This is a genomic window from Paenibacillus septentrionalis (genome assembly GCF_042659865.1).
Taxonomy (GTDB): domain Bacteria; phylum Bacillota; class Bacilli; order Paenibacillales; family Paenibacillaceae; genus Pristimantibacillus; species Pristimantibacillus septentrionalis.
The window spans coordinates 465,067-479,632 of sequence record NZ_JBHSTE010000001.1 but is presented as its reverse complement, the minus strand read 5'-3'; the positions used below and the strand labels follow the sequence as shown (position 1 = coordinate 479,632).

The following is a 14,566-nucleotide window of genomic DNA, read 5'->3' as shown; positions in this document are numbered from 1 at the left end:
GTAGCGGCTAGTAACCTTTTAGTTTGTGGAGTGGAACATTCTTGAAAATATTTTCATAGATAAAAGTATCGAAATTGAATTGACTACTCCTATATATTGATGTATCATTCTATTCATCGACTATATCTAGTTGATAATGGTCTGAAAAGCAGCAGTCATCTAGTATTAGGCATACAAGCGCATCTACCATTACTAGAGTAAGGTAGAGCGCTTTTTGATTGCGATTAATGGTTGAGGGAGAGAGAGACATGTTAGTTGTATATGACTCCAAAACGGGGAATGTAAAACGTTTTGTGAAAAAATTGAATATGCAGGCAGTGTCCATTGATGAAATGCCAGAGGTGGACGAGCCCTATGTATTGATTACATATACAACAGGCTTTGGTCAAGTCCCGCAAAAGGTTACGAGCTTCCTGGAGCACAACCACAAGATGTTGAGAGGGGTATCTGCAAGCGGAAACCGTAATTGGGGAACAGGATTTGCTAAAAGCGCCGACACGATCGCTCAAACTTATAATGTACCTGTTATACTGAAGTTCGAATTATCAGGAACGAATCAAGACACGCTACAATTTATTGAAAGGGTGCAATCCATTGAAGCACATTGAATTAAATAATGAATTAATGCAACGCGGCGCGGATGGCTTTTATCAGCTTGAAAAGGATAAAGAAGCTGTCGCAGCGTTTATGGAAGAAGTAGACGAAAAAACGATGAAGTTTGGTTCTTTCAAGGAAAAAATGCAATATCTGATCGATAACGATTTTTACGATAACGTATATGACAAGTATACATATGATCAAGTAAAGGCTATTTTTGATCTGACTGCAAGCGAGAACTTCCAATTTCAATCCTATATGGCTGCTTCCAAATTTTATAAAGATTACGCAATGAAAACTAACGATAAAAAGCAATACTTGGAGCAATACCACGAGCGTGTTGCAATCGTAGCTCTTCATCTTGGAGAAGGCGACTATGAGAGAGCGACTCGTATTGCAAAAGCAATGATTGAGCAGCGCCTGCAGCCTGCAACACCGACATTCCTGAATGCAGGTAAAAGCCGTCGCGGTGAAATGGTTTCCTGCTTCCTGCTTGAAATGGATGATTCCCTGAATTCCATCAACTACGTAATTGGAACTTGCATGCAGCTGTCTAAAATTGGGGGCGGCGTAGCTGTTAACCTTTCCAAGCTGCGTGGTCGTGGTGAGCCGATAAAAGGCGTTGAAGGGGCTGCAAAGGGCATTATGCCAGTGCTGAAGCTAATGGAGGATGCTTTCTCCTATGCCGATCAAATGGGGCAGCGCAAGGGCTCTGGAGCCGGCTACTACAATATTTTCGGCTGGGACGTTATTGAGTTCCTGGATTCCAAAAAAATTAATGCCGATGAAAAATTGAGAATTAAAACCTTATCCATCGGTTTAATTATCCCGAATAAATTTTATGAGCTAGCAGCTCAAAACAAACCGCTTCATGTGTTTGGACCGTTTTCTGTATACAAAGAGTACGGCGTGCATCTTGACGATATGGATTTGGATGCGATGTACGATGAGCTTCTTGCTAATGATAAAGTAAAGAAAAAAGTTGTCATGAGTGCTCGCGATATGCTGACAAAAATCGCATCGATCCAGCTTGAATCAGGCTATCCTTACATCATGAACAAAACAAATGCGAACCAATCACATGCACTTAAAGATATCGGCTCCATTAAGATGTCTAATCTGTGCACAGAAATTTTCCAGCTACAAGAAACATCCGAAATCAAAGATTACGGTTATGAGGATATTATCCGTCGCGATATTAGCTGTAATCTGGCATCCCTTAACATTGTCAATGTTATGGAGCATAAGGCGATCAAGGATTCTGTGCATGTCGGAATCGAAGCATTGACGACCGTTAGTGATTTGTCCAAAATTGACAACGCACCGGGCGTCCGCAAGGCGAATGACGAGCTTCATTCTGTAGGCTTGGGCGCGATGAATTTGAATGGTTTCTTAGCTAAAAACAAGCTTTCCTATGAAAGTCCGGAAGCGCGCGAATTTGCTGGTGTATTCTTCATGATGATGAATTTCTACTCGCTTGAGAAGAGCATGGAAATCGCCAAAGAACGCGGTAGAACCTTTAAGGACTTCGAACGCTCTGAGTATGCAAAAGGCACGTACTTTGACCGTTATCTTGAAAAAGATTTCCGTCCTACATCGCCTCGAGTACAGGAGCTGTTCGCTGATATGCACATCCCAGGCCCTGAGGATTGGGCAGAGCTTAAAGCAAAAGTGCAGAAGCACGGTCTATACCATGCGTATCGCTTGGCTATCGCGCCAACGCAAAGCATTAGCTACATCCAAAATGCTACATCGAGTGTTATGCCAATTGTAGAGCATATTGAAACGCGTACGTATGCGAACTCTACAACTTATTATCCGATGCCTTACTTGTCGCAAGATAATTTCTTCTTCTATAAATCTGCTTATAACATTGATCAATTCAAGTTGATTGATATGATTGCAGAGCTAGGACAGCATATCGATCAAGGCGTTTCAACTGTGCTTCACGTTAATAGTAACGTGACGACTCGTGAGCTATCGCGCTTCTACATTTATGCTGCTCAAAAGGGCTTGAAGTCACTGTATTACACAAGAACGAAACGACTTTCAGTTGAGGAATGTACAAGCTGCGCTGTATAAGCGCAGCTATATTTCATCTTATAAAGGAGTATGCAAAATATGAAAGCAGTTAACTGGAACCGTCCTGATGACGATTTTACACAAACGTTTTGGCAGCAAAATGTAATGCAATTTTGGACGGACGAAGAAATTCCGTTATCAGATGATAAAATGGATTGGGAACAAATGTCGCTTGAAGAGCGTACTTTATATAAAAATGTTTTAGGAGGCCTTACCCTGCTCGATACGGTTCAGGGTGGTGTCGGCATGCCTAAAATTTTAGAGCATGTGGATGGCTTGCAGCGCAAGGCTGTTCTAGGCTTTATGGCAATGATGGAGCAAATTCACGCTAAATCGTACAGCAGTATTTTTACAACGCTTGCCTCTAATGAGGAAATCGATGAGATTTTCCGCTGGGTGGAAACGAATCCACAGCTTCAGAAAAAAGCCGCTATTATTACGTCATGGTACAACAATATTTCATCGGAACGCGACTTGTATCGCGCAATGGCAGCTTCCGTGCTGCTGGAAAGCTACTTGTTCTATAGCGGCTTTTTCTATCCGTTATATTTGGCAGGTCAAGGCAAAATGACGAGCAGTGGTGAAATTATTGACTTGATTCTACGCGACGAAAGTATTCACGGCCTGTATGTCGGTGTGCTTGCACAGGAGCTAATGGCAACATTCCCGCAAGAGGAGCAGGAGAAGCTGGCACAAGAGGTGCTTGACTTGCTGCTAGAGCTGTATGAGAATGAAGTAATCTACACCGATGAGCTTTATTCACCGCTTGGACTTGAAGAAGAAGTAAAGGCATATGTCCGTTATAATGCGAATAAAGCATTAATGAATCTTGGTCTTGAGCCTCATTTCCCTGAGGAGCCAATTAACCCTATCGTATTCAATGGGATCAGTACACATACAAAGCAGCATGATTTCTTCTCCAAAAAAGGAAATGGCTATATTCGTACATTAAATGTTGAACCATTGACAGATGACGATTTTGTGTTTAATTTTTAATAGAAGGTTTTATTTTCAATTCATCTCGCTCTCGTACATGCTACGAGAGCGTTTTTTGACGAAGAGGAGGAGTGAATTGCGATGAAGACCATTCAAGTTAAGGATCTTGTTCAGCAATTTAATCTGGAATTAATAGCTGGCGAGTCTCAGCTAGACCGTACGATTTCGAAGGCAAGAGTATATCGACCTGGCTTGGAGTTTGTCGGTTACTTTGACTTCTTCCCTCAGCATCATATCCAGATACTCGGTCGGAAAGAGATTACTTATTTACATGGTTTGGCTGAGAATGAACGCAATCATCATATCGGCAATATCGTAAAATATCATCCGCCATGCTTTATTGTGACGGCTGGGCAGGACGGATTGAAATATTTAAAAAAATATTGTGATGAAGAAAGCATCCCATTGCTTCGTACAACGGATGAGACGTCACCCTTCATTGGCAAGCTGGATCATTATTTGTTAAATGCGCTTGCTCCTGAGCAATCGATCCATGGAGTTTGCATGAATGTGTCCGGTATAGGTGTGCTTATTCGCGGAAAATCAGGTGTTGGTAAAAGCGAAACAGCACATACGCTGATTGGACGCGGTCACCGTCTGGTAGCAGATGATATTATCGTATTAAAAAAGCTAAGTCAGCATACACTGCTCGGTACACATAATGAAAAAACGAAGGAATTTCTTGCATTGCGAAGTGTCGGGCTGATTAATGTTGTACGTATGTATGGAAGAAAAGCATTTCAAGAAGAAACGCGGATCACACTGGATATTGAATTGACACGCTGGCAGGATAATGCATTAAATAACGATCTTGATCTGGAGCCTCGTTTTGTGGAGTATATGGGTGTGAAAATACCGCATATCGAAATTCAACTTCAGCCAGGACGTGATGTAGCCGGACTCATTGAAGCGGCATGCAATAATTGGTATCTAAAGCAGCAGGGTTATAGTGCAATGGAAGATTTTATTAAACGATTAGACATGAATTAATTATAATTGAGTTGGCAATGCTTAATAAGTAACTTATAAGCTATCCTTTTTATGGGAACTTGTGCTACAATATTGTCCGAGACTAGCTAGAAAGTTGTAACGATGGAACAGGAGGAGGAGTACAGCATGGAAGCTTGCTCAATTGTGAATAAATCTACCTTGCATCTAGTCGGTATTCCGTATTGTGGACCGTACTCATCATTTCCAGATGAAGCGATTCGCCTGCAGTCTGATTTTTTGGCAAGAAGGCATGAATTGAATCATGTTATCCAGCCAAGTGTTATGTATTGTCCTTATTTTGGAAATGAAGCCTTCGCTACATATTGGGCTTGTTTTGAAAAGGAATATTCAGACGAACAATTGCCACAAGGAATGGTTGCGATTACAATTCCTCCGCATCGATACGCAGTTGTTAGCAGCACATCTCAGCGAATCGGAGAAGGTTATGAGCTATTGAACAATTGGATTCTTGAAAATGGATATCATAAGCTTGAAAATGCGGTTTCTTTGGAAATCTTCTACTTGGAAGGGCAGCATTGGGAAGAAGAAGCTGTTGACTTGTTAATTCCGATTGCAGAATAACTAAACTAACTACATGCTTTTAATAAAAAGGCTGCCTCACCATTCTCATCAATACGGATGGAGTGTTGAGGCAGCTTTCTATGTTCTCTGCTTTAATGCGGCGGGGATGGAGCGATAGCTCGCAACTTTGTTTTTTCCTGTTGTTTTAGCATAATACATTGCTTCATCTGCTTGCTTAACGAGCAGCATCAGCTCATCAGCCTCCTTCGTCGTACTAAAGCCGACACTTACCGTTACAATCGTTTCCTGTTCAACGCGCTCGCGTATCCGCTCAGCTATGTTGGCAGGTTTAATTCGATCAATAGCGATTCCGCCAAGCAGCTCTTCGCCACCATATCTTCCTGCAATACCGTAAGGGGAAACTTCCTCCTTAATAATCGCTGCAACCTGCTGCAGGGCCATATCTGCAACTTGATGTCCTTTCGTATCATTTAATAGCTTGAAGTTGTCTATGTCGCAAAAAATAATCGCTGCAGGTTTCTTATACATGATTTGCAGCATTTTTTTCTGAAAATGTCTGCGGATATAAAGCCCTGTTAAGCCATCCAAAATCGCCGATTGATAGGTTGAAAGCAAACGATCCATAATCCATTCAAGCAGTATGTAGAAGAGTAGTATATAATAGAAAAAGGGCAGAATCTCAACCAGGATATGCAGCCATAGCTGTGATTGCTCGAATACATAACGATGCAGCATAAGACCTAGCTGATAAGAAAATAAAGTGAGCAGGCTAATAAAGTAAGAACTCGGCATATCGATTTGCCGCGTTACGACTAGCATCGTAATAATGAGAATAAACATATAGAAATCAAGGATAGGATAAGCAAGTCCGTGCTTGACTTCATAAGGTGTAAACAACAGGCTTGCAACGATTGCGGCAAGCGCACCGAAACCAAGTAATAGGATAGGAGCAAAACGCAGCTTGATGCCCAGGGTATACATCTTCATAAGAACAAAATTAATAATGATGAAGGAGATTACCCCAGCAATTGTCGAAATAATAGATAACATGCTTGGAAGCGGCTGCTGCTTGATCGCCGCTAAAGCAGTTAATAATTGTGGAATAGCTGCAATACTCAGTCCACTAATAAGCATGATAAAAGCTTGCTTATTGCGGTAGCTGCTCATAATTTTAATGGTTGAGAGCCATGTAATAGCAATAACAACAACACAAATGCTAGAGATAATAAGTGAAAGATTAGTGAATGCATCATTCATGAAGAAAGACCTCTATTATTAGTTTTAGTTACTGGAACAAACATATGTTCTACTATATCATATTTTGTCGTATGATAGAACGGGTATAACCGAAATAAGGAGCTGGTATCAGTGAAAATCTTACAAGCGTTGTTCTTCCCACCAGAACAGCCAGGCGGCGTCTCCTCGATGGTACCATATATACAGGAGCGTTTTAATGATATGGATGTAGAAATGGAGCTGTTCTCTCTCCCTAAGCGCATCCGCAACAAAGGATCAGAGGAAATTACGTTCCACACATTTGATCATACACCGTATATCGGCAATAAGCTTGTTGATAAGTATATTCAAACGTATCGCGACTATCTATGGTGGACAAAAATGCGTATTAATAAAAGCTACGACATTATTCATGCGCATCATCCGATAGCTGCCATGGTCATGAAGCGTGTGTTTCCGAATACGAAGCTGATATTGACCTTGCATTCCAGCTATGAGCGAGAGCTGACGCTGAACAAAGCCATTAAGGTTGGAAGTATAGAGCATCAATTTTTAACGAAGATTTACCGTGAGCTTGAGGCAACCGCTGATCGCATATTGACCGTATCGAATGCGTTCAAATCATATCTGGCTGAATATGTGGAAGATGTGAGTCGCATTAAAGTTATTCATAACGGATTCGATGAAAAACGATTTCGGCCGATTGCGCATGAGAATGAGGTCACACAGCTCATTTCGGTATGTCGTTTAGTTCCTGCCAAAGGGCTTGATGTACTACTTAAAGCTTGCGCACGAATAAAAGCAAAGGGTCATCCTTTCGTCCTGCATCTGATTGGGGATGGACCGATCCGTGAGGACTTGGAGAAAATGGCACAAGATCTTGGGCTTTACGATGACATTATTTTTTATGGCTACATGCTTCATCCGGAGGAGTTCATGCCGTTTTTTGATGTGTTTGTGCTTCCATCTCGTGCGGAGGCGTTTGGCTCTGTGTTTGCCGAGGCTGCATTGTGTCAGCTGGCGCTGGTCGGAACAAATGTTGGAGGAATCGCGGAGCAAATTGAACATGGTGTAAACGGTTTGCTCGTACCAGTAGAGGACGATAAAGCGTTGGCAGATGCGCTCGAAACGGTCATTATTGATCCGGACTATCGCTATCAGCTGGCTCGTACGGCATCTGACAAAGCCAAAAGGGATTATTCCTTGGAACGAGTCATTGCGCAGCTTAAAAAGGTTTATCGCGAGGAATTATAACCGTATATCATATCGAAAAAGCTGACCAGGAAGCGGTCAGCTTTTTTCCTACAATGTTTTATTTATTAATCGGATCTAGACGTTTGCGTGCAATAAGCAGGAACCATCCTAAGCTTATAAAGCCGAACAACGGATAAAGGATGGCAAGCAGCTTGCCAAAGCCGAGCTGACTCATCAGATAGCAGCAGATCAAGGCAAAAAAGATGATAATTGTCGTTGACAGCTTGGAACGCTCGTGAACCTGAAGCGCGAGTCCATAAATATTTGAAAGCAGTGTCGTAAAAACCTCTGCAAATATAATCGTGACATATATATAATATACAATCGTGCTCATATTGCGGGCAATGCCACCCATCGGAATGGCAAATTGCTGAATGCCAGGCATATGTGCCGATAGTGCAATGTGACCGACCATCAGCATAAAGCCAATTCCAAGACCGCCAAGCAATGCTCCATATTTAATGACGGATGGATTGGGAGTTTGTGCACCGATAGGAACAAGGACAGCTTGCGCTAAAGCGAGATTGAATGCGGTATATAAGAAAGGAGTGCTGATTGCAGTCCACAGCGGAAGATCGGTTTGAATCGTCATAAAGCTCATCGTATTGGGCATGTCAACTGTATGGAAAAACATAATTATGGTAAACAGTAGCATAACGGGAACAACAATAGCGTTCACGGCGATGATGGCATGCATACCATGTCTAAGTAAAAAGAAGCTTGCGATGCACGTCACAATTAAACCAAGTTGATAGGAAAGATCAAAATTTTCCTCGAAAACAGTTCCCGCTCCTGCCAGCATCACTGCAGAGACGCCTAACAGAATTACGAGCATAAATAAGCTAATAAAGGAACCAAGAGACTTGCCGAACAAAGCGACATTCAAGTCCTCGTATGATTTGGCCTTTATCTGATGAGCGAGCAGCATGACTTTGTATCCGAGCCAAATAAATAAAAAGGTTGCGGCAATGATCGCATATGTGCCCCAACTGCCAAACCGAGTGAAAAACTGAAGTATTTCTTGTCCGGTTGCAAAGCCTGCACCTACGATCGTCCCCATATAAATCGCTGCGATCTGTAGCGTCCTAATCCAGTCTTGAAGTTTCATACCTTTCCCTCACTTTATCTTTACTGCTACCCATTATATGTGAGGGAGTTGACAAGCATGACAAGCCTGTATATCTTATTTGGATTAACCATGTAAATTTTTGTAGATCTATTCACATCGCTTGCTAGATTAGCGTACATATGTTATTTTACGTAAAAGAGAATTGAAGCGGAGGGAACATTATGGAACAATTAAAGCAGCGCATTTTACAAGAATCTGCGATTGTATCAAGCGATATTTTACGTATGGATTCGATTATTAATCAACAGGTTGATCCTTCGCTAATAATGGAAATTGGTAAGGAGTTTGCAGCACGATTTAGAAATGAAGGTGTAACGAAGGTGCTGACTATCGAGTCATCAGGGATACCTGCAGCTTTCGCAGCCGCATATGATCTAAATGTGCCGCTTGTGTTTGCACGTCGCAAGCAAACGGTTATTAATGATCCTGATTCGTATGTTGAACGTGTGCCTTCCTTTACGAAGGGTATGGTATCGGATCTCGTCATATCCAAGCAATTTTTGAATAAAGAGGATCGAATCTTATTCATCGATGATATTATTGCGAATGGCGACGGGGCGCGTGGACTCGTGAAAATCGTTCAGACTGCTGGAGCTGAGCTGATTGGAATGGGAATCGTCGTAGAGAAATCATTTCAAGCAGGAGCTAATTATTTCCGCGAGCAAGGGATTCGCGTAGAATCACTTGTAAAAATCGCTTCTCTTGAATCAGGCGAGATTGTATTTGAAGATTAATTTCCAACTGATTTAGGTTGAGAGTTCGCTTCCACTTCCTATATAATGAAAGTAAGAGCGAAGGGGGGACGTAAGTAATGGAACATCTAACTAACCAATTTATGAGTGATAAAATTGCAAGTGCGAAAACCTCGTTTGAACGAGCGTTAGATTGTAAGCATACCGAATTTGATGATTTATACCCATATATGATTGAGCACCCTCAATTTTTCTGGTATAAGCGCTATGTAGCTTGGTCCGAATTACTTACGATCGTGAAGCTATGTGACGAGCTATCCATCGCATGGAAGGAACAGTTTACCGATAAACAGGCTTCTTACATTGAAGGAAGAGTCATGTCGTCTAAGGTGCTGGATGAATGGTATGAAACTAATGATTCCAGAGAACATGCAATAAATGAATAGTGCTTTTATAGGCTGTCTGAAAAGTCTTAATGAATGGAAATCCGTTCATTAAGACTTTTTGTTAAGAGAAAGGAGGCGGAGTCGATGATTTCAGATGATCAATTGAATGCGTTTCGTATATCAGGAGAGCTTGTTCGTGTCGTGCGCGACAATATGGAGAGTAATGATGTAAAAGGAATCGTTGTCGCTTGGGACGAAGAAAGCGTCATGGTACGCCGACCAAATAAACGAGTCGTAAAGCTAAGTCGAACGTATATATATATAGCAGCATCCGAAGAAAGACCAACTCTTGTAGAATAAGGGGAGATGATTGTTTTGTTATGTCCGGTATGTGATGGAACGCAATTACGTGAAGTTGAAAAAAATGGTGTGTTAATAGATATTTGCCCATCTTGTAAAGGGGTTTGGCTTGATCGAGGTGAGCTAGACAAGCTGATGCAGGATGTTCACGCTGCTCATGCTGAATATGACCAGCTTCAGGCCTACGCTGCTGATCCACGACGCAAGCCGCATCAGCCGCAGCAACAATACGATCCAATGCCGCATTCACACTATGATCCAATGCCTCATACCCAGTCGCCTTATGGCTATGAGCCTTATAAGAAGCAAGGGTATCATCCTTATAAAGGTGATAAAAAAATTCATTATGACAAGTATGGCAGACCATATAAGAAGAAAAAAACGGTATTTCATATGCTTGAGGATTTATTTGACTAAAGCGAGAGGCTCAGCCTCTCGTTTTTTTATACCGAAATATACATAACCCACTATGATTTGGACAACATAATGAAGGATTTCAACGATTTTGAAGGAGCGGTGGGAATGAAAAAATGGGGTGCAATGATTGTATGTGCATTATTAATTGGATATAGTCAGCCGTATAAAGCAGCTGTTGAAGACAAGGAGCTACAGCAGGAAAGCGTTGTCCATCGAATGGCCATCGTTATTGATGACTTAGGCAACAATATGAAAGGGACAGATGCTATTATGGATATTGATGTCCCAATAACGGTGGCAATTATGCCTTTTTTGCCGACAACCAAGCAGGATGCAGAAGCAGCTCACGCTGCTGGACATGAAGTCATTATTCACATGCCGATGGAGCCTAAAAAGGGATTGAAGAAATGGCTTGGGCCTGGGGCGTTAACGAGTGATTTGAGCGATGCAGAAGTAAGAGAAAGAGTAGAGGCTGCAATTGATCAAGTGCCTCACGCAATAGGGATGAACAATCATATGGGCTCGAAGATCACAGAGGATGAGCGTATCATGCGAATCGTGCTTGAAGTTTGCAAGGAGCGCAATCTGTTTTATTTGGACAGCAAAACCGCTTATCGATCAATTGTAGGCAAGCTGGCAGAGGAATTAGGAGTTCCTTATGCAGAAAACTCCTTATTTTTAGATGATGAGCATACCGCAATGCACATACATAAACAAATGCAGAAAGCAGTTGAGTTGCTTCAGGAAAGACCGTCTACTGTTATTATAGGTCATGTTGGACCAGCAGGTGAATATACCGCTGAAGAACTGGTCAAATCAATTCCAAATCTTCAGCGGTATGGGAAGCTCGTTTATTTGAGTGAGTTAATCAAATCCAATTTAATTGATCCAGAAATAATGTGAGATTCCGTTGGCAATGGCTTCAGCGATTATTTTCTGCTCATAAGGTGTCGTTAATCGTGTACGGTCCTCGGCATTGCTTATAAAACCTAGCTCGACTAGGACTGCAGGAGATTTCACATATTTCAAGACGTAGAAGCTGTTGACGGCAATTGGCTGCTTGGATGTATGATATACCCCGTTTAATTGTGTTTGAATAACGCGCGCGAGCAGCGCGCTTTCCCCGCCTTGCTGATGTAGCACGAGAGGGCCGTGTGCGTTTGGATTGCCAACAGCATTGACATGAAGGCTGATGAAAATAACATGATCGATTTCACGCGCCAGTCCCATACGCTGCGATAAATCCCTTAAGTGTCGAGAGGATGTTCGATGCCAGCGATTGTCATCGCTTAATGCATAATCATGAGTACGATTCAAAATAGTAGGAATTCCTCGACTTTGAAGGATCGCATACAATCGTTTTCCAACCTCGAGGTTAATATCTTTTTCATATATATCTCCGTAAAACGCCCCGCTGTCGATCCCGCCATGGCCAGCATCAATAATGACGGCTGTCGTTGGCAAATAAGGAGAAGATTGCTTACGATCCTCCTCATGCTGACCAGATTGCACCGTAAACGCCTGCTGTACCGAAGGGGTTGATTCAGTTGCATGAGCGTGTGCTGGCAAGTAAATAGTGAGCAGCGCTGCACACAAAGCCGCTTTATATCCTAATCTTAATAGTTGAACCATAACAAACACTGCCTTTCTTAACAACTCAAATACTTGCCTTATCATGGCTTTACGATTGTTATTTCATACATAGATTGAAACTAAAATGTTTGGGAATAATGAATAGTGAATACTGATCACATGAAGGAGGTAGGAAAAGATGGGTAAAATATCCGGCCAGGAATATGTACAGTATTTAACCGAACAGCTTGTTGAATATATGGAAACACCAGCGAATCAAAAAAACGAAGCAAAAAAAATAGCCAAAGCTCACAAGGAGCCATGGCTGGTTAGATGGTTTGGAGTTGGCGGAGCGTCATTACTGTTGTGGCTTAATAAGCGAAGAACAAAAGTTAATCCGCTGCCTGATCATAAAAGGAACCTTGCAACATTAAAGCCTCATAAGGAATGAAGCGAGTTAAGCTCTCGTTTTCATCCTGCAGTGCGATATATAAGTCAAATTCGTTCCATTCATGATAACCTGTTATAGCGTAAACAGAAAAAATAGTATGATTCCAGCTCTCTGTTGTATATCGCAGCTTGCTGCCAAGCTCAATCATCACTTCAATGGACGTATCATCCTCAAAACGATTATTCAATGGTTTAGTTGTTAGCCATGGCATCACCGCATATGGAGAAAAGTATGCAACAGCATCAGCTCCAGTGATTAGGGCAGGCACTTTATATGTGCCATGCCCTTTCTTTGTTGATGCTGCGTGCTCAGCAGCTTGCTCAATGGTTGTGCGGTCTATCGGGAAAGCCTCCTGTAAAAAAGGCTCAATATATTGAACGGTTTGTTGTATTTCTTGCTTGATAATGCTGTGAAATGGGCCATAATAGATCAGTTGATTGCTATTATCAGCAAGATACTGAAGTGATGCTACATCTCCAACTCCATACTCTCCTAATTCATATCCGCCCTGTTCAAGGGCATGAATAATCATATAGCCGATCACTTCATTCTCATATGTGACAAGTGCAAGCCAGCTATGTGTTCCCGGACCAAGAGCCGATATCGACAGTTTAGCGGCTTGCCATTGCTGAAACTGATCCTGCTGTGCTAATTGCTCCTTCCAATGCTCGGCCGTTTCAAGCAAATCAGCTCGTTCTGCTGGCGGGTTCACTCCCGCTAACGTATGAATAGGCAGTAATCCTGATAGCAGCAACGAAGAAAGTAATGGAACTACAATGAGTTGAAGCCATTTCATTTTCATCTAATCACCTCATTTCAATCGTATCGGACAGGCCATAAAAAGAGTGTTAGTTCTTGTCATGCGAGGAGCCGAGCAAAACTTCTATTTTTGTTGAGCGGCGGTGGAAACCGTCACATACGCTCAATCAATACCGTCCAAATGAAATAATCCGCAATTAATGACGGAAACCGTTACTCTAGGCTCATATTGCCAGCGAATTTCTTCCTCGCGTTTTTCCTTTAATTGCTGAATGCCTTCCTTTTTATCCTCTTCAGCCTGCTCGAGCATCGGATTATAAAAGCTTTCCAGTCGCTCCAGCTCTTCTTTTAACTGGGCATGTGCCTGTTCTGCCCACTCATAGCTATAGGTTTTCAGCTTGCGTTCCAAATGCGCTTCAGCAATCGAAAGTGCCTTCGGATAAGATATTCCATTTTTTGCGATATGCACATTCGCCGGTATTCGTGGCGACAAGCGCAGCGTTTGCAGTCGATCATGGAATTGCTCTTGACAGTGCCCCGTAACAAGGGAAATGCCCAGGCTGTGAATTTCCTCACGTTTGCGGTCGCAGCTGAACTCTACCAGGTAGTTGATGCCAAGCCATACTGTATAGGGTCTTGAAGCATAAGGATGAAGCGAGCGTGCCTGCGGCTCCTGGTATAGGCACACATAGCTGCCGTTCTGCTGCGTCGATTCAAACAGCTGCTGAAGTCTGCTAGAGCCAAAGTGCAGATGCTCGCGCGGTACACGCGCCACTGGTTTAGGTACGAGGCCATAAGCGCGTTCCATCGCCTTTTCCTCTGCTGTAAGCGGAGCCGGCTCAACTGGCGGCTGCTCCTCGAGCATGGTGTTGTACTTGTCTTCATCTGTTACAAACAAAAAGCTCATTGTTTCAGGAGTTTCATTCAATCGATCGATGAAGCTCCAGTAGTAGGGACGATTCGTTAGCTCGCGATCGGCTGCTGGCGAAAGCTTGACTTTAATATGATAAGGAGATTTGTCTAAAATCTCACATTGCGTTGCTTCTAAGTATTTTAGAACGAAGCGATGGATTTGTTTTGTATTCATACTTCACCTCGAGTC

General features: G+C 42.4%; 17 protein-coding genes. 12 read left to right on the top strand and 5 right to left on the bottom strand.

Annotated features, from left to right (window positions below):
* The first annotated feature begins 248 nt into the window (after positions 1 to 248).
* The 5 genes from nrdI (at position 249) to ACFP56_RS02260 (ending at position 5,247) form a co-directional block, all read left to right on the top strand.
* Positions 249 to 608, top strand: a complete 360-nt coding sequence (gene nrdI / locus ACFP56_RS02280) for a class Ib ribonucleoside-diphosphate reductase assembly flavoprotein NrdI (protein WP_379230678.1) — start codon at positions 249 to 251, stop codon at positions 606 to 608.
* A complete protein-coding gene (nrdE, locus tag ACFP56_RS02275) occupies positions 595 to 2,679 on the top strand; it encodes a class 1b ribonucleoside-diphosphate reductase subunit alpha (RefSeq protein WP_379230675.1) in 2,085 nt (694 codons plus the stop codon). Before nrdI ends, nrdE begins: the two co-directional genes overlap by 14 nt.
* A 39-nt stretch (positions 2,680 to 2,718) precedes the next feature.
* Positions 2,719 to 3,675: a class 1b ribonucleoside-diphosphate reductase subunit beta gene (gene nrdF / locus ACFP56_RS02270; RefSeq protein WP_379230673.1), complete on the top strand. Its 957-nt coding sequence runs from the start codon at positions 2,719 to 2,721 to the stop codon at positions 3,673 to 3,675.
* 81 nt (positions 3,676 to 3,756) lie between these two features.
* Positions 3,757 to 4,665: an HPr(Ser) kinase/phosphatase gene (gene hprK, locus ACFP56_RS02265; protein WP_379230671.1), complete on the top strand. Its 909-nt coding sequence runs from the start codon at positions 3,757 to 3,759 to the stop codon at positions 4,663 to 4,665.
* 126 nt (positions 4,666 to 4,791) lie between these two features.
* Positions 4,792 to 5,247 carry an effector binding domain-containing protein gene (locus ACFP56_RS02260; protein ID WP_379230669.1) on the top strand — a complete coding sequence of 152 codons (456 nt, stop codon included), beginning with the start codon at positions 4,792 to 4,794 and terminating at the stop codon, positions 5,245 to 5,247.
* A gap of 78 nt (positions 5,248 to 5,325) precedes the next feature.
* On the opposite strand, the gene ACFP56_RS02255 is transcribed toward ACFP56_RS02260, so the two are convergent.
* Positions 5,326 to 6,465: a GGDEF domain-containing protein gene (locus tag ACFP56_RS02255; protein WP_379230666.1), complete on the bottom strand. Its 1,140-nt coding sequence runs from the start codon at positions 6,463 to 6,465 to the stop codon at positions 5,326 to 5,328.
* Between the two features lie 111 nt (positions 6,466 to 6,576).
* Here ACFP56_RS02255 and ACFP56_RS02250 point away from each other — a divergent pair, with 111 nt between their 5' ends.
* Positions 6,577 to 7,698 (top strand): glycosyltransferase family 4 protein, encoded by a 1,122-nt coding sequence (locus ACFP56_RS02250; RefSeq protein WP_379230664.1) that lies wholly within the window; start codon positions 6,577 to 6,579, stop codon positions 7,696 to 7,698.
* Between the two features lie 58 nt (positions 7,699 to 7,756).
* Here the strand turns inward: ACFP56_RS02250 and ACFP56_RS02245 are convergent, their stop codons facing one another.
* The gene (locus ACFP56_RS02245) at positions 7,757 to 8,806 is read right to left on the bottom strand and encodes a YkvI family membrane protein (protein ID WP_379230662.1); all 1,050 of its coding nucleotides are present in this window, start codon (positions 8,804 to 8,806) and stop codon (positions 7,757 to 7,759) included.
* 182 nt (positions 8,807 to 8,988) lie between these two features.
* Here ACFP56_RS02245 and ACFP56_RS02240 point away from each other — a divergent pair, with 182 nt between their 5' ends.
* From ACFP56_RS02240 to ACFP56_RS02220, 5 genes are all read left to right on the top strand, one after another.
* Positions 8,989 to 9,561, top strand: a complete 573-nt coding sequence (locus ACFP56_RS02240) for a xanthine phosphoribosyltransferase (protein WP_379230660.1) — start codon at positions 8,989 to 8,991, stop codon at positions 9,559 to 9,561.
* A 77-nt stretch (positions 9,562 to 9,638) separates the two neighbouring features.
* Positions 9,639 to 9,965: a hypothetical protein gene (locus ACFP56_RS02235; RefSeq protein WP_379230658.1), complete on the top strand. Its 327-nt coding sequence runs from the start codon at positions 9,639 to 9,641 to the stop codon at positions 9,963 to 9,965.
* A gap of 84 nt (positions 9,966 to 10,049) precedes the next feature.
* Complete coding sequence (locus ACFP56_RS02230; protein WP_379230656.1) at positions 10,050 to 10,265, top strand: hypothetical protein; 216 nt, start codon at positions 10,050 to 10,052, stop codon at positions 10,263 to 10,265.
* A 6-nt stretch (positions 10,266 to 10,271) separates the two neighbouring features.
* Positions 10,272 to 10,682 carry a TFIIB-type zinc ribbon-containing protein gene (locus tag ACFP56_RS02225; protein ID WP_379230654.1) on the top strand — a complete coding sequence of 137 codons (411 nt, stop codon included), beginning with the start codon at positions 10,272 to 10,274 and terminating at the stop codon, positions 10,680 to 10,682.
* Positions 10,683 to 10,787: 105 nt separating this feature from the next.
* A complete protein-coding gene (locus ACFP56_RS02220) occupies positions 10,788 to 11,585 on the top strand; it encodes a divergent polysaccharide deacetylase family protein (protein WP_379230652.1) in 798 nt (265 codons plus the stop codon).
* Here the strand turns inward: ACFP56_RS02220 and ACFP56_RS02215 are convergent.
* A complete protein-coding gene (locus tag ACFP56_RS02215; RefSeq protein WP_379230650.1) occupies positions 11,562 to 12,314 on the bottom strand; it encodes an N-acetylmuramoyl-L-alanine amidase family protein in 753 nt (250 codons plus the stop codon). The genes ACFP56_RS02220 and ACFP56_RS02215 overlap by 24 nt on opposite strands.
* Positions 12,315 to 12,453: 139 nt before the next feature.
* Between ACFP56_RS02215 and ACFP56_RS02210 the strand changes: the two genes are divergently transcribed.
* Positions 12,454 to 12,705, top strand: a complete 252-nt coding sequence (locus tag ACFP56_RS02210) for a YqzE family protein (protein WP_379230648.1) — start codon at positions 12,454 to 12,456, stop codon at positions 12,703 to 12,705.
* Here ACFP56_RS02210 and ACFP56_RS02205 read toward each other — a convergent pair.
* Positions 12,647 to 13,507 (bottom strand): hypothetical protein, encoded by an 861-nt coding sequence (locus ACFP56_RS02205; protein ID WP_379230646.1) that lies wholly within the window; start codon positions 13,505 to 13,507, stop codon positions 12,647 to 12,649. The two genes, ACFP56_RS02210 and ACFP56_RS02205, sit on opposite strands and share 59 nt — an antisense overlap.
* A 120-nt stretch (positions 13,508 to 13,627) precedes the next feature.
* Positions 13,628 to 14,551, bottom strand: coding sequence for a YqhG family protein (locus tag ACFP56_RS02200; protein WP_379230644.1), 924 nt, complete (start codon positions 14,549 to 14,551; stop codon positions 13,628 to 13,630).
* Positions 14,552 to 14,566 lie beyond the last annotated feature (15 nt).